Source organism: Pseudomonas sp. LTJR-52, from assembly GCF_003691465.1.
Classification (GTDB): Bacteria; Pseudomonadota; Gammaproteobacteria; order Pseudomonadales; family Pseudomonadaceae; genus Chryseomonas; species Chryseomonas luteola.
The window spans coordinates 5,389,073-5,408,113 of the sequence record NZ_CP033105.1 but is presented as its reverse complement, the minus strand read 5'-3'; the positions used below and the strand labels follow the sequence as shown (position 1 = coordinate 5,408,113).

Annotated in this window: 20 protein-coding genes and 3 pseudogenes; 17 read left to right on the top strand and 6 right to left on the bottom strand. The window is 50.9% G+C overall.

Annotated elements, in window-relative coordinates:
* Positions 1-3 precede the first annotated feature (3 nt).
* Positions 4-762: an SDR family NAD(P)-dependent oxidoreductase gene (locus EAW52_RS25125; RefSeq protein ID WP_122044558.1), complete on the top strand. Its 759-nt coding sequence runs from the start codon at positions 4-6 to the stop codon at positions 760-762.
* A 417-nt stretch (positions 763-1,179) separates the two neighbouring features.
* On the opposite strand, the pseudogene EAW52_RS25120 reads toward EAW52_RS25125, so the two are convergent.
* Together EAW52_RS25120 and EAW52_RS25115 are read right to left on the bottom strand one after the other, a co-directional pair.
* Positions 1,180-2,268 (bottom strand): annotated as a pseudogene (locus EAW52_RS25120) (IS5 family transposase).
* Positions 2,269-2,623: 355 nt separating this feature from the next.
* On the bottom strand, positions 2,624-4,294 hold the full coding sequence (locus tag EAW52_RS25115) for a GMC family oxidoreductase (RefSeq protein ID WP_122044557.1): 1,671 nt from the start codon (positions 4,292-4,294) through the stop codon (positions 2,624-2,626).
* A gap of 232 nt (positions 4,295-4,526) precedes the next feature.
* Here EAW52_RS25115 and EAW52_RS25110 point away from each other — a divergent pair.
* From EAW52_RS25110 to EAW52_RS25100, 3 genes and pseudogenes are all read left to right on the top strand, one after another.
* Positions 4,527-4,849: pseudogene (locus EAW52_RS25110) on the top strand (transposase); the annotation flags it as partial.
* An 18-nt stretch (positions 4,850-4,867) separates the two neighbouring features.
* Positions 4,868-5,521 (top strand): histidine kinase dimerization/phospho-acceptor domain-containing protein, encoded by a 654-nt coding sequence (locus tag EAW52_RS25105; RefSeq protein WP_122044919.1) that lies wholly within the window; start codon positions 4,868-4,870, stop codon positions 5,519-5,521.
* A gap of 15 nt (positions 5,522-5,536) precedes the next feature.
* On the top strand, positions 5,537-6,169 hold the full coding sequence (locus EAW52_RS25100) for a response regulator (RefSeq protein ID WP_305955131.1): 633 nt from the start codon (positions 5,537-5,539) through the stop codon (positions 6,167-6,169).
* A 176-nt stretch (positions 6,170-6,345) separates the two neighbouring features.
* On the opposite strand, the gene EAW52_RS27050 is transcribed toward EAW52_RS25100, so the two are convergent.
* Together EAW52_RS27050 and EAW52_RS25090 are read right to left on the bottom strand one after the other, a co-directional pair.
* A complete protein-coding gene (locus EAW52_RS27050; protein ID WP_162997734.1) occupies positions 6,346-6,576 on the bottom strand; it encodes an EAL domain-containing protein in 231 nt (76 codons plus the stop codon).
* An 87-nt stretch (positions 6,577-6,663) separates the two neighbouring features.
* Positions 6,664-6,810: pseudogene (locus EAW52_RS25090) on the bottom strand (integrase); the annotation flags it as partial.
* Between the two features lie 1,136 nt (positions 6,811-7,946).
* Here EAW52_RS25090 and EAW52_RS25075 point away from each other — a divergent pair.
* The 3 genes from EAW52_RS25075 to EAW52_RS25060 all read left to right on the top strand — a co-directional run bounded on the left by EAW52_RS25075 (position 7,947) and on the right by EAW52_RS25060 (position 9,869).
* A complete protein-coding gene (locus tag EAW52_RS25075) occupies positions 7,947-8,348 on the top strand; it encodes a hypothetical protein (RefSeq protein WP_122044552.1) in 402 nt (133 codons plus the stop codon).
* 57 nt (positions 8,349-8,405) lie between these two features.
* A complete protein-coding gene (locus EAW52_RS25070; RefSeq protein WP_122044551.1) occupies positions 8,406-8,933 on the top strand; it encodes a GrpB family protein in 528 nt (175 codons plus the stop codon).
* A gap of 588 nt (positions 8,934-9,521) precedes the next feature.
* Positions 9,522-9,869 (top strand): hypothetical protein, encoded by a 348-nt coding sequence (locus tag EAW52_RS25060; RefSeq protein WP_122044550.1) that lies wholly within the window; start codon positions 9,522-9,524, stop codon positions 9,867-9,869.
* A 260-nt stretch (positions 9,870-10,129) separates the two neighbouring features.
* On the opposite strand, the gene EAW52_RS25055 is transcribed toward EAW52_RS25060, so the two are convergent.
* Positions 10,130-11,173: an IS110 family transposase gene (locus tag EAW52_RS25055; RefSeq protein ID WP_122042252.1), complete on the bottom strand. Its 1,044-nt coding sequence runs from the start codon at positions 11,171-11,173 to the stop codon at positions 10,130-10,132.
* Positions 11,174-11,312: 139 nt separating this feature from the next.
* Here EAW52_RS25055 and EAW52_RS25050 point away from each other — a divergent pair, with 139 nt between their 5' ends.
* From EAW52_RS25050 to EAW52_RS25010, 9 genes are all read left to right on the top strand, one after another.
* Positions 11,313-11,654, top strand: coding sequence for a hypothetical protein (locus tag EAW52_RS25050; RefSeq protein ID WP_122044549.1), 342 nt, complete (start codon positions 11,313-11,315; stop codon positions 11,652-11,654).
* A 91-nt stretch (positions 11,655-11,745) separates the two neighbouring features.
* Positions 11,746-12,441, top strand: coding sequence for a DUF1963 domain-containing protein (locus tag EAW52_RS25045; RefSeq protein ID WP_122044548.1), 696 nt, complete (start codon positions 11,746-11,748; stop codon positions 12,439-12,441).
* A 610-nt stretch (positions 12,442-13,051) separates the two neighbouring features.
* A complete protein-coding gene (locus tag EAW52_RS25040) occupies positions 13,052-13,375 on the top strand; it encodes a hypothetical protein (RefSeq protein WP_122044547.1) in 324 nt (107 codons plus the stop codon).
* Between the two features lie 97 nt (positions 13,376-13,472).
* Positions 13,473-13,856 carry a hypothetical protein gene (locus EAW52_RS26125; protein ID WP_162997733.1) on the top strand — a complete coding sequence of 128 codons (384 nt, stop codon included), beginning with the start codon at positions 13,473-13,475 and terminating at the stop codon, positions 13,854-13,856.
* Between the two features lie 90 nt (positions 13,857-13,946).
* Positions 13,947-14,360, top strand: coding sequence for a hypothetical protein (locus tag EAW52_RS25030; RefSeq protein ID WP_162997732.1), 414 nt, complete (start codon positions 13,947-13,949; stop codon positions 14,358-14,360).
* Positions 14,361-14,432: 72 nt separating this feature from the next.
* Positions 14,433-15,047, top strand: coding sequence for a hypothetical protein (locus tag EAW52_RS25025; RefSeq protein ID WP_122044544.1), 615 nt, complete (start codon positions 14,433-14,435; stop codon positions 15,045-15,047).
* A 105-nt stretch (positions 15,048-15,152) separates the two neighbouring features.
* Entirely contained in the window at positions 15,153-15,767 is a 615-nt protein-coding gene (locus tag EAW52_RS25020; protein ID WP_122044543.1) for a proteophosphoglycan 5, read from the top strand.
* A gap of 447 nt (positions 15,768-16,214) precedes the next feature.
* Positions 16,215-16,637 (top strand): hypothetical protein, encoded by a 423-nt coding sequence (locus EAW52_RS25015; protein ID WP_122044542.1) that lies wholly within the window; start codon positions 16,215-16,217, stop codon positions 16,635-16,637.
* A gap of 84 nt (positions 16,638-16,721) precedes the next feature.
* Positions 16,722-17,306 carry a hypothetical protein gene (locus EAW52_RS25010; protein WP_122044541.1) on the top strand — a complete coding sequence of 195 codons (585 nt, stop codon included), beginning with the start codon at positions 16,722-16,724 and terminating at the stop codon, positions 17,304-17,306.
* A 143-nt stretch (positions 17,307-17,449) separates the two neighbouring features.
* Here the strand turns inward: EAW52_RS25010 and EAW52_RS25005 are convergent, their stop codons facing one another.
* Positions 17,450-18,493, bottom strand: a complete 1,044-nt coding sequence (locus tag EAW52_RS25005) for an IS110 family transposase (RefSeq protein WP_122042252.1) — start codon at positions 18,491-18,493, stop codon at positions 17,450-17,452.
* Positions 18,494-18,634: 141 nt separating this feature from the next.
* Here EAW52_RS25005 and EAW52_RS25000 point away from each other — a divergent pair, with 141 nt between their 5' ends.
* Complete coding sequence (locus EAW52_RS25000; RefSeq protein ID WP_122044540.1) at positions 18,635-18,955, top strand: hypothetical protein; 321 nt, start codon at positions 18,635-18,637, stop codon at positions 18,953-18,955.
* Positions 18,956-19,041: the final 86 nt, after the last annotated feature.

Genomic DNA, 19,041 nt, shown 5'->3' with positions numbered 1-19,041 from the left:
TCCATGATTGATTATCGACTTAATGGCAAGGTTGCTATTGTTACCGGCGGCGTGTCTGGTATTGGCCTAGCAGTAACCGAACTCCTCGCCTGCTCCGGTGCGCATATATCAGTATGGGATCTGCAGCAGGATAAACTGGACAAAGTTGTTACGTCGCTGCGCTCTCGAGGAGTTAAGGCCATGGGCGTAGCGCTGGACGTTACTGACTATACGGCAGTAGACGCAGCGGTAAAACGCACAGTAGATGAGTTGGGCAGCTTAGACATTGCTGTTAACAATGCCGGCCTTGGAGGTCAGCATGCTCCTAGCGGCGATTATCCGGTCGATGAGTGGCGGAGAGTTATTGACGTCAACCTCACTAGCGTTTTTCTGTGCCAACGCGCCGAGATTCAGGCGATGCGTGTCATTGGCAACGGCGGTAGCATCATTAATATGGCCTCAATCTTGGGCCAAGTAGGATTCCCCAATACGCCTGCTTATGTCGCAGCCAAGCATGGCGTGCTTGGCCTGACCAAGACAGCCGCATGGGAATATGCAAAAGAAGGCATTCGTATTAACGCAGTAGGTCCGGCATTTATCAATACCCCCCTGCTCGAAGGATTGGACGCAGCAACGCGTGGAATGCTTGAAAGTAAACATGCCTTCGGACGTCTCGGCACACCAGAAGAAGTAGCGTCTATTGTAGTCTGGCTAGCAAGCGAAGCGGCTTCGTTTGCTACCGGCACCTACTACCCTATAGACGGAGGGTATCTAGCCCAGTAAACCCTTCTAAGTGCAGTACCTTTACATGCTAGGTCCTAGGAAGGAGAGGTTTGGATCGGTTAAAAAGAGCTGCGGCTGTTTGGTCTGCCGCGAGACCGCTCTTGCTGCACGACGGGTTGCCCTGAGCTGAATTACAATAGCTTGTAATGCGCTTGATGAGTGGCATGAACCACTTCGAAGCATGACCCGTCAACTGATCTGACTCTGTCAGCATGGCGTCCTAACCTCTCTGGCTATCGAAACATTATGTCGGCCTACCGGACTACACTTAAAAAAGTATTCAAGCATGTCATCGGCCCGATCAAAGGTTCATGTTGAGTAGCGGACTTATGGTATGCCGGACACAAAAAAGCAGGTATCGAAGACTATCGATATATAATAATCTTAAATTAGAGGGTGTAGACAAAACAAAACCTTTCAAGCCACTCTATTGAGCAAGATACGCGCATTAGCTAGCCATACCCAGGCTGCAGCGACCGAGAGCTTGCGATCATGATGCATGATGGTACGTCGCCAACGCTCAATCCAAGCATGGGTACGTTCTACGACCCAGCGCTTCGGCAGAACAGTGAAACCAGCTCCTCTCTCAGGCAGAGCCAGAGCCGTTTGCAAGGTTCCGGTAGCGCCATTGCCCGGTCGCCGTACCACTTCGACCACAAGCGCATGAGCGTTTTCGATCGCCCGGGCACGACTTCCTCCATAAGCGCCGTCAGCATAGAGCCTCTGCATACATGGCACCTTATTGCAGGCCTTCTCAACAACAGCCGCTGCCGCATCACGATCCTGAACATTAGCCGCTGTGATCGTTATGGCTACCAATACGCCCAGGGTATCGACGATCAGGTGGCGCTTTCTACCCTTGACCTTTTTCCCAGCGTCAAAGCCGCTTTCACCGCCTTGAGGGGAAGCACGAGTCGATTGCGCATCAATGACCGTAGCGCTGGGTTGGACGCCGCGGCCCATGCGCTGGCGCCATTGTTCACGAAGGCGATCCTGCAGTTGCTCGAAGGTACCAGCCTCTACCCAGCGTGCGAAGGATTTATAGACGGCCTGCCAGGGTGGAAATGATGTAGGAAGCAGACGCCAGGCACAGCCGGTACGCAGCACATAACAGCAGGCATCGACCAGCTCACGTCGAGCGTAACGGGGCGGAGTTCCACGGGTACCAGGGTCACGTTCGAAAAGATCAGCAACCAGAGCCTACTCGGCATCAGTGAGGCTTGTACTATAGGGCGTCACCTGTTCACGACGATGGGCCTGGGTATAGCCATAGCGTTTACCTGCCTGAGCGGGTGTGTAGACGTGACGTTTGACCTTTAACCGTACGATGCCCTGAGCACGTAGGCAGCGTCTAATCGTAGCGGAACACACCTGTAGCCCGCTCTGGCGGTAGAGTTCGTTAGCGATCTCATCGAGCGATGCCTGTGGATGCTCAGCCACGATTTTGAGCAATACTTGAATATGGGAAGGCGTGAGTGCTCGAGGGCGACCACCCCGATTGACCATAGCTGAGGCTTCTTCAGTCCTGTTATGCTTAGTCATAAACAGACCCCCAAAGGCTTGAAACCAGAGGGTCAGCTTACTCCAAGTATATTTTGTCTACTCCCTCTTAGTTTGTCAGCAGTTGTCCAGTTAGCATTCGCATAAACGTTTAGCTGATCGTGGCAATCACAAGAAGCAATACGCATGCTCGTCAGCCTTTGCCAGGGCTGATGCCAAATGAGTAGAAGGCTAGCTGCACGTTTATCTAACCCCACTACCTGCCCCCTTCCAGGACAAAGCCTAATAATCCATATGTCAGTTGTTTAAGGCCAGTGGCTATAAACCTTATCATATGAGGTATAGACGAGGCCTTTAAACATCATTCGACTAATTCATCTTTCATCATGGCAAGTGGCCTCGTTGATAGTAATGCTGTAGCGCTTGGATTAAGGATCATATCAGCAGCCTTTTCACCAATCATGATAGCAGGAGCATTGGTATTACCTGTAATCAGGGTTGGCATAATCGATGCGTCTGCGATCCGTAGACCTTCAATCCCGTGAACACGTAGCTGTTCGTCCACCACCGCCATCGAGTCATTTCCCATCTTGCAGGTACCAACTGGATGATAAACCGTGCCTATGTTGGTCTTAACCCAGTTGGCAATCTGCTCATCGGTTCGTATATCAGCCCCAGGAAGTAGCTCACCTGAGATATAGCGGGAAAAGGATCGGGTTGAAGTAAGTTCACGTACTTTCTTAACGCCAGCTACTAGAACAGCCAAGTCATCGGGGGCACTTAAGAAATTAGCCTCTATTAACGGCTTGGCATGAGGATCTGAAGAGCGAATCGTTACCCGTCCACGGCTTCTAGGGTGTAAGGCGCATACATGAATGCTAAAGCCATGGCCTAGCGGGATGACTCGATCAGGTTGATTTTTTAGAGCCGGCGCAACATGGAACTGAATGTCAGGGGTCTCTGAGTCTGGGCGTAAACGTAAAAAACCGCCTGATTCCACAGAGTTTGATGTCAATGGCCCTTTACGTCCTCCTAGATAATACTTGAAGGGCGACCTTATCAGCGGCAGCCAGCCTGTAATGGAGCTGCTGAAGCCAATACGCTTATCAGTCTGGTACATCAGGCATACATCCTGGTGATCCTGTAGATTACAGCCTACCCCTGGTAGTTCATGGCGAAGCACGATACCGTGCTTCGCCAGCTCGTCACTTGGGCCAATACCGGACAAGAGAAGTATCTGCGGTGAGTTGATCGCACCTGCACTCAGAATTACTTCACGATCTGCCGATAGTTTATAAAGTGATCCAGCTTGACTGACCTCAACGCCAATTGCACGCTTACCTTCCAATAACACCTTGTTAGTAACGGCACCGCTGATAACTGTCAGATTACTACGATGCAGAATTGGATGGAGGAAAGCATGGGCTGCGCTGCAACGCTCGCCGTTCTTTTGGGTGACGTGGTAATAGCCGATGCCTTCCTGCTCGCCCGCATTGAAGTCGTTATTATGTGGCCAACCAAGCTCATCGGCGGCTTCGAAGAACACATTGTTAATAGAGCTGTGCGCCCGTTGCTCGGCGACATTTAGTTCTCCGCCCTGATTATGCCACTCGCTTAGGGCAGGTTCGAAATTTTCAGACTTTTTGAAATAAGGGAGCACATCGTCATAACCCCAACCGTTATTCCCAAGCGCCTTCCAATGGTCATAATCAGCCCGATTACCTCGAATATAGATCATTCCATTGATAGCGCTGGATCCGCCCCAAAGCTTGCCGCGGGGACAGGGCATATTAGCTCCGTCAGCACTATGCATGATCTCGTACATCCAATTCCATTTCGGATTGGCGATCAGGCGAAGAATTCCGGCTGGCATTCGAACATAAAATCCAGGGAAAAACTGCTTATCGGACGGACCTGCTTCGATTAGGCATACGGAGACCTTAGGGTCTGCTGAAAGACGGTTGGCCAATACGCAACCTGCCGATCCAGCGCCTACCACAATATAGTCAAAACGTCGATGAGAAAGGGACATACCAGGCTCTCTCTTTTATTATTGAGCTGGTTATATTGAATGCTTCTTTCGGTAACTGAGCTTGACTCTCCGTGCCATAGTTGCGTTCCGATGCAAAATAAAGAGCAGGCCAACAAGCGCTTTCTTTTAGGATAAGTCCGCCTCGATGAGAAGCCGGTTAGGTTGCTTTGTAGTGGTCTACTGATCACGGACACCGATTTAGGCGAGTATGCTCGCCAAAGAGAGGTGTCTGATGACCAGGCAACGTCGTTCCTTTACGCCTGAGTTCAAACGCGAAGCTGCTGCCCTGGTGCTCGATCAGGGCTACAGTTGTATCGAGGCAGCCCGCCCGCTTGGGCTGGTCGAGTCCGCCCTGCGCCGATGGGTAAACCAGCTCCAACAGGAGCGAAACGGCATGACCCCGACCAGCAAAGCCCTGACAGCTGAACGGCTGAAGATTCAGGAACTGGAGGCCAGGATCAACAGGCTGGAACGGGAAAAATTCATAATTAAAAAGGCTACCGCGCTCTTGATGGCCGAGGAGCACGAGCGCTCGCGTTGATTGATCAACTGCGCTCCGATGTGTATTGGCAAATGGAAAAAAAGGTAATTGCCACACGGAGTCCTTCTGAAAACGAAGAGACGATCATTGGGCCAGACGGAAAGCCTCAAATCATCATTACTACTAAGACGCTGGTAACTGTAGGTGATGAATCACTACTGGTCGCCTACTTTATCAATGTGACAGATCAGCTCCAGTTCGAGGAGCAATTGTGCCAGGCGCAAAAAATGGAAGCTGTCGGCCAGTTGACGGGCGGTATAGCGCATGATTTCAACAACCACCTCGGAGGCATTATCGGCTCGCTTGGAATCATGCAAAAGCGTATTGCAAAAGGCACATCTATAGGCCTTGAACGCTATACAGACAACGCCATGGCTTCGGCGCAACGTGCAGCCACCCTCACCCATCGTTTGCTGGCTTTTTCTCGCCGACAATCGCTCAACCCAAAGCCGCTGAAACTCAACGAGCTTTTTGATGAATTCCAGAGTTTTATTAGCCAGTCGTTAGGGGGTGAGTATCGGTTTGAAGTGCGCTTTGAAGACGACCTCTGGACAACATTTTGCGATCATCACCAGCTGGAAAATGCTGTCCTGAATCTGGCGATCAATGCACGTGATGCAATGCCCACCGGTGGAACTATCATTTGCCAAGTCACCAACAGTGCTTCCGTTCCTGGTTTATTTTAGGGTGAGTTTGTTTGTATCAGTATTGTCGATACCGGAACAGGTATAGCGCCTGAGATAATGGATTGGGTTATAGAGTCCTTTTTTACTACGAAGCCCATAGGTGAAGGCACAGGCCTAGGTCTTTCCATGGTTTATGGGTTTGTGAAGCAAAGCAACGGGCATTTTACCATCGACTCGACTCAGACCAAAGGCACAACGGTAAGGCTTTATCTGCCACGGTATATTGGAGAGACTCTTCAGCTTGCTGGATCAACTGACGAGCCGTTGAGGAAAGGACGACAGCAAACAGTCTTGCTTGTCGAGGATGACGAAGTCCTGCGTGAGATCATTATCGAGGTTTTAGAGGATCTTGATTATCATGTTCTAAGCACGGGCAATGGCCAGCACGCATTACAGCTCGTAGCCTTAGCGGTCAAGCCCATGAATCTCCTTCTGACCGATATAGGCCTGCCTGGCATAAACGGCCGTGACCTGGCGGCACATGCATTGGATAGGTTTCCCAAGCTAAAAATCATGTTCATTACCGGATATGACAAGACAGTAACCTTGCCCAAAAGCTTGTTCCGCCATGATGTCGAAGTTATGACGAAGCCTTTTACGATTTCAGAAGTAGCCTCAAGGGAGCAACGATTACTTGAGCAAGATTGATAGATGCGCTGGCATAATAGTTATCATGCCAGCAAATAGTTGCTAGCGTTAACCGCACGCTATAAATTAATTAATGTGACCTTTTAAGGCATATTCTGAGTCCACTTATATCCCCCTAACCTTGAATTTGCAGGTTGTGGCCGGCTGAACAGATAGCCCTGAAACTGCAAGCATCCCTACTCCATAAGCTTTACAAGCTGTCTGGTAGTTTTAATCCCCTCTGCAGTGATCCTGATTCCAAGACTTAAGCTCAGACCGATAATGGCTTTCACAATGGATAACGCTTGCGGGTTGGACTCCATTTGGTGAACAAATGACTTGTCAATTTTGATCTTGTCGAGTGGAAACGACTGAAGATAACTCAGGGAGGAATAGCCGGTTTCAAAGTCATCCAGCGTTATTATCATGTCTATGAGTCTAGAGCGGCTAACGTAGATCTTTGTGTTTGTCGAAATAAGAAGAAAGCTACTCCACTCCTGCATCAATCCTCTTCTCTATTCCAGCAGATCGCCACGGTTATAGGCCGCTTCCACCTTGCTGCCCAGCGTACGTGCTAAGGCCATTTCACAGACCTCGCGGGGGTAGTTCGTGGTCTCCGCCGCCCAGGTTCTGAAGGTTGCGCGAAAGCCATGCATGACCAGAAAGTGATCCTTTAGAGTATCTAATTATTCTAATACCGCGCAACGGTAGAGTTACGATGCTGTACGGTTCTTATCGAGCGGATTCGACGAGGTATATTCCCCTATACAGTCACTATGACTTGGGAATGCCTATGCTAGACAGGAAGGAAGAATATGACATGGAATGTTATGCGTCAGACGCGTTCAGCACCTTATCTATTAATTGGCGTCTAGTAGGAGTTAGGCAGCAAGATGGCATTCGTTCGCGATATCTGCCCTATTGAACAATTGTCTCTAGGTCAGGGACTAACAGAAGACTCGGAGATGAGCCCACTCGGCCGAAGCCTGATCTTCGATCTTGACTCACGCAGCGCCCTCATTCCTCATCCATTCCATTACTCGGACTATCCAGACCGAAGGATGAGCTTCTACATTGTGGGAAAGTGCTTTAACGTTTGTGAGCTTGTGCAACGATCCGATGGACCAGATAAGGTTGAAATCTACTTCGGTAGAAAGTTTGAAACAAGTCACAGATCAAATGCCATTCTCTTGCTTCAACAAGCAGTTGCGATCCTCCGAAATGAGCCAATCTGCTTGCTGCCAATCGTCGAACGCGATGTATGACCATGAGCATCGCTTACCTCGCATTGCCGCCTAACCCTTTCATCCAGAGGAACGTTAATCTCACAATCAAATCTATCCCACCCAAACCGTTCGCTTCGCTCGCTGGGACGGGCTAAATCCAGCCCCTTAACCAAACATTAGGTATCAACATGACATGGACGTCCAAATATGCTTTTGCAATTACGCCGCCGATAATTTTCTTTGCGCTCTGGAAGATAGGAATTTTCTCCTATCATCACTTCGGCTGCCAAGGAAATATCAAGAATCTGGCCCCGTGTTCTATCGCCGGCTTTGATCTTCTGCCTTGGTTAGGTTTCAGTATGGGCTGGAGTGCTATCCTATTTTGGCTATCGCTAGCTATCTCTGTTTTCTTTTTGATCGATATAGGAGCCAAACACATAGGCTCAAAGCGGGGCGTGCTATGAAACCTAACAACTGGTTTAAATCGTTCGCTTCGCTCACTAGAACGGGCTTCAAGGGACGGGCTTAGCCGGTCCCTTAACCAAACGTCAGGGCTCAATTGGGGCAACCTCGTGATCGTAGATGTCACATGCAAGACTGATCGCTTCAACCTCTCCGTTGTCGAACCAGACTTCATCAATGACTGCTGCTTTGGCGAGGATTTCTCCAAATGGCTGGTATCGGCCCTTTTTGAAGCTGGTGTTTCAACAGACATCATTTGCATGGAGGACTTCGGCTGGGCCAACCAGACTGAATACCAAGGTACCTCCTATCTTGTGTGCGTTGCTGGCAATTCGAAGGGAGATTTGAGCCGTCCTAACTACGGTGAATGGCACGTCATGCTTGAACGCCATCGCACGTTCATGCAAAAGCTCCTCGGTAAAAACAAGATTTCCGCCAATGACCCTTTCGTCGGCAAGGTCGTTCAAGCACTTAGGGCCGCCGGGTTTGCAAATGTTGAGGTTAAGCCCTAACGATTCGTCCAAGCCAACGCCGCTTTGCGGCACGGCTTAACTCAGGTGTTAGCTCTCATGAAAACCGTCGTAGTTGCCCCATTCTCAATAGAGTGGTCCAAGTACTTTAGTAAGATCCGGTCTGAGCTCGAAACAGTCTTTCCAGTGGAGACCACTCGAATAGAGCACATTGGAAGCACCTCAGTTCAAGGGCTTGCAGCTAAGCCGATTATTGATGTCCTTCTGGGTGCAGAGATCTTAGCGTTCATTGAGAGCAAGATTGGGGCTCTGTCTCAGCTTGGCTATGAGTACATCACGAAGCACGAAGCTGAGCTGCCAATGCGTCGCTACTTTGTTCGCCCGGCCGCGCGCAACAACCTTCGGGTTCACCTCCACGCGGTAGAGCGCGATTCGCGCTTCTGGTCCGATCACATCCTGTTCCGTGAAACGCTTCGAGAAAGACCTGATCTCGTTGGGCAGTATCAGGATCTGAAGGTGCGTCTCGCTGCGGAGTTTCCGAATAACAGTGCTGCGTATACAGCAGCAAAGGCGCCCTTCATTGCGTCCGTCCTGGCGTCGGCCTCGTCAGAGCACAATGCGGGCTAACCCCCTATCGAGCGGATATGCCCTAGCAGGCCAGATTACGCGTCTGCATGCCGGACTGAATATATCGCTCATACCACCAGATGAGAAACAGGCTTAGAGCCAGGCGGCCCCTAATCAGATCGATAAAAATATACCAGTTAGACGCTTACGTTAGATGCATTGACTAATGAAGTTGAGTGAGTCTTACAAAGATAGCCGCTCCACTCCTGCATAAGCCCCCTTCTCTTCTCTAACAGATCCCCACGGTTATGAGCCGCCTCCACCTTGCTCCCCAGCGTATGCGCCAGCGCCATCTCGCAGACCTCGCGCGGGTAGTTCGTGGTCTCTGCCCATAGCGCGAAAGCCGTGTGGGACTGCCATGTGAATCTTTAGGGTATCTAATTATGCTGATACAGCGCAGCGGTAAAGTTACGAGGCTGGACGGCTCTAATCCAGCGGATTCGGCGATGTATAATTCCCATACACAGTCATTACGACTCGGGAATACCTGTGCTAAACAGGAAGGAAGAATATGACATGGAATGTTATACGTCAGACGCGTTCAGCGTGTTATCAGTCAAGTGACGTCTAATAATAGTTAGCCACCATATGAACCTAAACCGTGCCAGACAACTAATTCACGAAGGCATTGACCGAGACAATCCATCGGAAAGTCTCATTCATGTTCTAGAATCAGCGATCGAGTTAGTTTCTATCCCAGACAATGACTTTTGCTGGTCATCCTGGGATGGTGAGCAAGAAGCAAAGCAAGAAATACTAAATTTAATTGCTGCCATAAAGAACGGCGTCTTGCCAGACAAGGTAAAAATCGCAGTTCTATTCGCTTCAACTGGGCCGCTGCAGGAGGTCAGCCTCAGCAGTGGCTGGGCGGATGCTTTTCTAAAAGTAGCGGAAAAATATGATGAAGTTGAAGCGTTGCTATGGCGGGGCGGCTAACAATGCGTATATGGACTCTCCCCACAAGCAGTGAGGATAGCTTTTTCGATCCTGTCGTCAGCGCGGTTGCATTCGTATATCCGGCCTTTACTGGGCACTGCCCTGGCCATTCTGTAGTTCGCGCAGCAGGGGCCAAGCGTTCAAGCGACCACAAAGATCATCATTGTTATCGGCCTTGCTCTGCTGCAGGACTCGCCTGTTCCGACAGTCTCGCTTCTCACCACAACCACTAGAAACTCACTTCATTGTTAGCCTCGCCGTCAGGCAGGCTTTGTGCTTTGCCAGTTACCGCTGAACCGTCGCTCATGGCACCACACCGCCCAGCAGATCCTTACCAGCTTGTTGGCTAATGCCACGGCGGCCTTGTTATGGCCGATGCGTTCAGCGGTGTCCAAGGCCCAACGCTGCAGATGAGTCAGCCGCTCAGGTGTTCGCGCCTTGCAGCGTTTAGCTGCCAATAATGCGGCTCGCGCACCATGAATCAGCAAAGTGCGGACGTAGACGTTGCCTTTGCAACTGATCCGTCCAAGCTTGCGACGTTCCCCACTGCTGTATTCGTTCGGCGTCATGCCCAGCCAGGCGCTGAGGTGTCGGCCGCTGGCGAAACGTTCAGGCTTGCCAACGGCGGTCTTCAATGCACTGGCTGTCAGCAGGCCAATGCCACTGACTTCGTCGAGCTTATGGACTATTTCGTCATCGGCATGCCAGCGTGCCAGTTGCTCCTCGCACTCGCGCATCGACTGTTCATAGAGGTTGACTTCAGCCAGCACTACTTGCAGCGCACCGCGCAAGGCGCGCACTTCGGCCCGCTCGATCAGCTCGCACGCCTGGCGCAGAAAGGGCTTGATGCCATTCGGTGCGTCAACCCCTGCTTCACGCAGGATGCCGCGCAACAGGTTGATGCGTTGAACACGGGATTTCTTCCAACCCTCGCGCAGCTTGTGGAGTTGCTGCACCTGCTGTTGCTGCATACTCTTGACCGGAACCGGGCGGATTTCCTGGCAGCGCGCTGCTTCCAGAATGGCGTCACAGTCGTTGCGGTCTGTCTTGTTGCGTCGCCGATACGGGCGCACGTAACGAGGGTGTAAGAGCACGACACGATGCCCTTTCTCCTGCATCAACCGGCCCCAATGGTGAGCGGTGCCACAGGCTTCCATCACCCACTCGACAGGCTCGAGCTGCTCCTGTACATATTGCGCAAATGCCCTGGAGTCGAGCCGCTTGCGCCGATCCACCCGACCGACCTGAACACTCTCGGCAACCTGGTAAACGGACTTGGCCAAATCAACCGCTATGCGTTTCATTGCACCTCTCCCAGCGAACAGTCACCACTGTGTTATAGAAGAAATGTGGTGCAGGGAGAGTCCATTACAGCCCTCAAATCGCTCACTTCGTTCGCTGGGACGGGCTAAGGCCCGCCCCTTAGCTTAATCGTTAAATGCCATGAAAGAAATCGGAGAGCTAGAGCGCCTTTTTGTCGCTCACAAGAGCCATATGGCGCTGCTACCGATATTGGAATATTCATACCCAGCAGTCCTTGATGAGCTGCCGGAGCATGGGGTAATTACCGAGAGACTGCTCGCTGAAGTCATTGACTACTCTCTGGCTTTTCCAAGTCGTCATTGGGCTCTGCTTGCAGCGAGCTGGATGGAAAGTGGGTTCTCCATTTCGCAAGAAATCTGTGACAAGCTACTTGCCGTTTCAGCCAATAAAGCAGAATCACAAAAACTGCGCCACAGGTGCTTTGCCCTAGCTAGAAGGTGGCAACGGGCAAAGGGCATTTAACAAGTGGTTCAAGTCGTTCGCTTCGCTCACTGGACGGGCTAAAGCCCGCCCCTTAACCAAACGTTAGGCCAGGAAGATCCTCAGAGCGACCATGGACGTACCAGAGATCAAGCGCCGGTTGGCGAAGCCTGCCACCAAGTTCATCGCCGGAGGCTTCAGGCCGACAGGCCAGGATGACGAGAGTTGGATCGGCAAGGTCTTTCTCTATCGGCCAGATGAGGCTGTTCCGCTTGATGAGTCGGGCGAGCAAATGCTTCCTCTTGCACAGTTCCATATACCCGGTCTTCCCTTCTGTAGCCCACTCCTGAGCGATACATACGTCCTCACGCTGTTCATGTCGAAGACCTATCCCGAGCAGTTCGAGACGATAGGCAGGAACTGGCTCATAAGAGAGTACGGCTCTCATGAGCACCTGGAGCGTAGAGAAGAATCCGTTCCGGTGCCATCTCTTAAGCCATTTCCGCTAAGGGCTGAGTTGGTCGACGCGGATTTCCCGCTATGGGATGGCGGTGGTGTGCCGCCGGTCTTGGAGGAGGAACTTCTACGTTTGGAGCGCGCCGGCGAGATTGAAAGCTATTACGACATCATCTCCCACACCTATGGGCACAAGATTGGTGGGTATCCATCATTTTGCCAGGCGGGCGTTGATCCGGGCGAGGGCTTCGAGTTTGTCTTCCAGCTTTCGTCCGACGCGAAGGTGGGTCTCAACGTGGTAGACAACGGAAGCCTGATGTTCTGGAAACACGAGGACACTGGGGAGTGGGTGCTCTACTATGACTTTTACTGAACCGTCTTTATCAAGCGCTGCAGGTGAAAAGCCTGCGGAAGAAGAGCCTAACCAGAGCGTGGAGCCGACAGCGAAGACGCTGCGGCTCACGCCGGGTCGTTAGCTGCCAAAATTCTAAAGCTACGCCAGAGAGAGATCATGTTTGCAGAGTTGAAAAACAAGGAATTGCATCTTCACGGCAATACAACGGAGTTGAACGCAGTAGCCCGTTCCATCCATAGAGGTAGGTACGGGGCATCATCATCCTTTAAACTTTGCAGTGAAAACTCTTCACTTACTCTACTGCAAACCAGGTGCCACGGCAGACTCTCCAATATTCAAATTGATGGCTCCGAAATTAATATCAGCTATTCCGAGTCCGTAAAAAATCGCCTCTACTCTTACTTCTCTATGCCATCTAGCACACAACCGGGCTCTCTGTTTTTTCTTACTCATTCAAGTCAAGAGCACGCGCCTTTGCTACTAAAAAGCTCGCTTGAGCTTTTCGTCCATGTTGTTGCTAGTGATATATGAGCATTCGGCTAACTAGCGGTTCAAGCCGTTCGCTACGCTCACTGGGACGGGCTAAAGCCCGCCCCTTAACCAAACGTTGAGCGTTATAGAGGACGGCATGCACACCGATCTCACAGAACCTGAAGCACAGCGGCTAATCGAAGCTTTTCTAAGCCATGTCGAACGCGCTTCGGCTACGCACGAACTTGCGGCCTACGGTGTAAGCGCAATTCCCATGCTGCGTGCAATTTTCGATGGTACGGCAAGGAATCAATTCGGCGTTTCCTATTGCAAGCTCGGTATGCCCATTGATTGTGCGCTAGTGGCGGTCTCCCTCCTCGGGCAGGTTGCAGCCCCGTTAGAAGAGTATGTGCGCCAACAGTTGGCAGCGGGCCACCCTTATGCAGAGAATGCCCTGTCGGCGTTAAAGAGCGGCGAATGATCTCAAAGCAATCGCGCAGTGACGCCCAACAATTCAATCCAGGGGACGCCCTAGCGGGCGGCCCTGATTTCAACCGTTAGGCTCCAGAAGAATACCTATGCCTAAAATATACTCATACTACTTTGAAGAGCTTGTTTTTAAATTCACATTCGATCTCAAGGATGGGGCAGGAAGCCCTGAATGGCGTGAAAGTGAGGAGTTCCCCCCGCTACCGCCGCGGCTGGCAATTACTGCATCTAGAGTCGCGATACTTGAAATGCTTAGGGCTTATCCATACGCCGAGCCGGAATTTCATTCTTGTGCTTTAAAAAGGGCAAGCGAATTTGAAGGCGCCTGGTGGTACTACGAGATAGATTGGATGGTTTGGCCACCGGACGAAGGTGACAGGAGCGGTGTAAACGTACCGGTTATGCTAAATGGGCAAATCCCTTCGTATGAAGTTTTCAAATACGAAGATCGTGCCTCAGCATGGAGAGCCTGACAATGCGCTCAACTATCGCTCACTTCGTTTGCTGGACGGACAAAAGCTGCGCTTTTGCCTTCCTGTTAGCTTAATGGTTAGGGAAAACAAATGTCCACCGCTGTATTTCTTCAAAAATTTTGGCAAGGAGAAGAAATAGCCATCCCCTTCGAAGACGCCATGTCTTTCCTCTCCGCATATGGAGTCGTAGGTAAAGGTAGTGGCGGATACGAAGTTACCTTTCCACCGGACGAGATAGCTGATATGGCGAATCTCGTAGGAAGTGAGCATGAGGGGATATTTTGCATAAGGGTAGAGCGGCCCGTTTACGGAGACTCATTCAGAGAGTTTGCTTTCAAAGCAATGCAGAAATTTGGACTTATATTGTTCGATGATGCTTTAGAGGATATTTACATCATCAATACTAGTAGCATTGCTGATATTCCGAGTCAGATTTTGGAAGAGATCGAAAACGGGGTCACGAGTGTTGATAGCAAAAATGAGATTTGGCAGATTCCTAATTAGTGATTCAAGCCGTTCGCTTCGCCACAGGGGCAGGCTAAATAATGCCCCTTAACGAAACATTAGGTTTTCACAATGTTTAATTTTCTGGCCAAACTGCTCAAAAGAGATTTCACAATCCCGGCGGAGCCTATTGATACGAATGTATCGGAGGATGCAACTTGGGAGATCTTGCATCCTAATGATAAAGCGATGTTACCGCTTAGGAAAAAGAACCTCCAAGCATTTATTCAATTTGCAACGCGTCAATTGAATAAGGCTGAATCGCAACGTTTATGCCTAGTTGCGAAGCGAGCTCTAGATGACTATGAAGGGACGTTCGAAGCGTTGAGCGAAGTAATATGCGGCGAAGAGGGACAGCAGCGAGGTAAATGGGTATTTATCCAACTGGATTGGAAATCACGCGAAGAAATCGTATGGCAGGTTTCTGAAATTTTAAGTACGTTCGGCATCAGTGAGCATTGGGAGTGTGATTGTGAAGCGGAATTTGATTCTGTTCACGAAGCACTACTTGCCTTGTCTAACTGGTTGGCAGCTAGGAATCTTGCGCTTCTGCACATTGAGACTAACTCTGATTCCTACTGCTCGCTAATTGTCAGAGTATCTGACGTTCCTACAGCCAAGGAGCTTGCTATGGCGGCTCAACTAACGCTCTATGACCATGTAAAATTCTCTCATCAAAATAGCTAACCCTGCGTCCAGATCGTTCGCTTCGCTCACTGGGACGAGATAAAGCCCGCCCCTTAACCAAACGCTATATGAATAGCGAAAGTCATCATCGGGACAAATATTATTATGTCGTTAGTTGAGATAAACATTCCCTCACCAAATCAACTTCGCGGGGGCTGGGCTGCTTTAGCAGCAGTTTATGCTGCAAGGGGGTGGGGAACTGATGTATACGCAACTCAAGAACAATGGCTTTATCATGATGGCGGCGGCAATTGGGTTTGTTTGCGTTTTGCAAGCGAAGGGCAGTGTGTTCTGATCGGGCATGACCATGAGTATTCAGAAACGTATTATGGTGAAGCAGCAGAATATTTTGATGAAAAAGAAACCGATATTTTAGAAGGTACGCCTGATTGGTGGGCTTTTAACTTGAGCCCACTACCATTCGGAGAATGGATTGGATTTGTTTATGGGTGGGATGGCACAAAATGGCAAAGAGCTAATTACAGTACAAATGATGGCTATGAGGACATCGGCCTTCTTGATGCATGCTCTATACACGACACTACACTCTTAAGCGAGTTCGCTTCTGATGCTCCAGGTCTAAATGGAAATCCACCACCTGTAAAAGCCCTTGCAGCACTGGTTGCTGCTGACGGAAAAATAACACAAGAACTTCTTGAGGCAGTGGTACCGGGTTGGGATATCGATGCCGGAATTGCCGCCGCAAGAAAATTCATATGACAATCGGTCAAGCCGTTCGCTTCGCTGGCTGGCACGAACTAAAGCCGCCCTTTAACCAAACGTTAGGTGCCAATAGTGCAGACCATTAGACCACCAATAACTCTCAGCTGGCTCGGCACCGTTAGCCAAGGTAAGCAACTAGAGCTGGGAGCCACAACCCATACAGATAACCTTATTCTGGCAACAATAGTTGCAGATGACGCTGATGAGACACTTTGGTTTGAGCTGTACATTGAGAATCAAGCCGTTCAAATACCTCTAGAGGTAATCAGCAAAGCTATTGAGGCAGCAAAACAGAATGTTCACTCTGAGGCTTGGTACGAAAAGAATGTTTATCCAAGCTCCGAGAGCACCTAACAGTTCGCTCAACTGTCGCTCACTTCGTTTGCTGGACAGGCAAAAGCTGCGCTTTTGCCTACTCGTTAGCTTGATCGTTAGGTGTCATTAATGAGCCCGCAAGATGCTGAGGTGATATTTTGGAGGCACGCCAATGCCGTTACAGAGCTAGATGACGGTGGAGCCGACACGCCGGATTTAGAGCCAGAGCTTTTGCAACTTCTTCAATTTGTGAAGGCAGAGCGCGAACACCAGGACCTATTCAAACGGCTGTTCATCATGGCAGCAACGGGCGAAAAACAAGTAAGCAGTTGGATAATTCTCTACTGCATGCGAGATCTTCAGTACCTCGAAGTCCAAACGGCAATCAACGATTGGTTTGAATCAAAGGGCGGCACGCGAAGCGCGCCGCGTCTGATGAGTTTTGTTAGTGACGTTAATTGGGTCTATGACAATTCGCCTTGGGAACATGCTGATTTCTTCAAATATCATTGGGAACGCGAGCATCCGGGAGGGCCTTGGCCGTGCGAATGACACCTAACCCCGCAGTCAAGCGGACCGCACACGCTGCGCTTGTGGTTCACTCCGCGCTACGCTTACTTCCACGTTAGGTGCTATATGAAACTGCTCCGATACTTTGAGACCAATGATGGGTCTCTTCCCGAGATTGAATTGATTTTCAGCAATCCGGAGAAAGTATCCCAAGCATTCGAATTGCTATTAGCAAGTGATGCGCGGGATGTAACGGCCGGCGGAGGCTCTCTCTGGCTCAAGGCCCATCAAAAACAGAAGCCTTTCATGGGAAGTGGTGATGCAGCACTTGTTATTGCAGATATAGCCGAGCCATTTCACGTAGTGTTGGCCGGTATAACCAGTGACGGTTGTACACTTCCCGATTTAGGCGTCCTCGTCACGCAGTCGTGTTTAACCATCGACTACCGAATGGGGCACTCTTGGCGCGAAGCAGAAGTCAGATCTTTTCTCGTAGTATTGAAAAAGCTATGCGAGTTCGGTGGTACGCTTTCTGTCCCATGGTGGGGCACCGATGGTGAGCAAGTATTTATGGAAGCCATACGTGGCACCAAACAATCGGTATATGGACTCTCCCCACAAGCAGTGAGGATAGCTTTTTCGATCCTGTCGTCAGCGCGGTTGCATTCGTATATCCGGCCTTTACTGGGCACTGCCCTGGCCATTCTGTAGTTCGCGCAGCAGGGGCCAAGCGTTCAAGCGACCACAAAGATCATCATTGTTATCGGCCTTGCTCTGCTGCAGGACTCGCCTGTTCCGACAGTCTCGCTTCTCACCACAACCACTAGAAACTCACTTCATTGTTAGCCTCGCCGTCAGGCAGGCTTTGTGCTTTGCCAGTTACCGCTGAACCGTCGCTCATGGCACCACACCGCCCAGCAGATCCTTACCAGCTTGTTGGCTAATGCCACGGCGGCCTTGTTATGGCCGATGCGTTCAGCGGTGTCCAAGGCCCAACGCTGCAGATGAGTCAGCCGCTCAGGTGTTCGCGCCTTGCAGCGTTTAGCTGCCAATAATGCGGCTCGCGCACCATGAATCAGCAAAGTGCGGACGTAGACGTTGCCTTTGCAACTGATCCGTCCAAGCTTGCGACGTTCCCCACTGCTGTATTCGTTCGGCGTCATGCCCAGCCAGGCGCTGAGGTGTCGGCCGCTGGCGAAACGTTCAGGCTTGCCAACGGCGGTCTTCAATGCACTGGCTGTCAGCAGGCCAATGCCACTGACTTCGTCGAGCTTATGGACTATTTCGTCATCGGCATGCCAGCGTGCCAGTTGCTCCTCGCACTCGCGCATCGACTGTTCATAGAGGTTGACTTCAGCCAGCACTACTTGCAGCGCACCGCGCAAGGCGCGCACTTCGGCCCGCTCGATCAGCTCGCACGCCTGGCGCAGAAAGGGCTTGATGCCATTCGGTGCGTCAACCCCTGCTTCACGCAGGATGCCGCGCAACAGGTTGATGCGTTGAACACGGGATTTCTTCCAACCCTCGCGCAGCTTGTGGAGTTGCTGCACCTGCTGTTGCTGCATACTCTTGACCGGAACCGGGCGGATTTCCTGGCAGCGCGCTGCTTCCAGAATGGCGTCACAGTCGTTGCGGTCTGTCTTGTTGCGTCGCCGATACGGGCGCACGTAACGAGGGTGTAAGAGCACGACACGATGCCCTTTCTCCTGCATCAACCGGCCCCAATGGTGAGCGGTGCCACAGGCTTCCATCACCCACTCGACAGGCTCGAGCTGCTCCTGTACATATTGCGCAAATGCCCTGGAGTCGAGCCGCTTGCGCCGATCCACCCGACCGACCTGAACACTCTCGGCAACCTGGTAAACGGACTTGGCCAAATCAACCGCTATGCGTTTCATTGCACCTCTCCCAGCGAACAGTCACCACTGTGTTATAGAAGAAATGTGGTGCAGGGAGAGTCCATTACAGCCTTCAAGCTTTTCGCTTAGCTCACTTGGGACCAGCTAAAGCCGGCCTCTTAACAAAACGTTAGAGGCTCCATGTCAGGATCACGCATTCACCCGATACTTGAATGTCCATCGCAATATCAGATTGAAGCGCTTGCCTGCTACTTCGATCCAGAAGATGAAGACAAATCGTATCTAGACCTCACGCTCCGCAAGGATGAAGCGCGCGTAACGCTTAGGTTCAAGCGCCCAGTAAATCTTGCTATCGAACCAGGGTTCCCACATCACACTGGCGGTATGGTCATCTACGACAGGAGCAAAGACGGTCTGGAAAATATCGGGGTCGAAGTAGCGGATTACGAGTCATCGCACGGCGCTATTACTTTTCTTGCAAAGTCAGTTGGCCGCCTCTAACGATGCGCTCTACCACCGCTCACTTCGTTCGCTGGATTTCCAATAGCTACGCTTTTGGCCGCCCGTTAGCTTAATCGTTAGGCTTT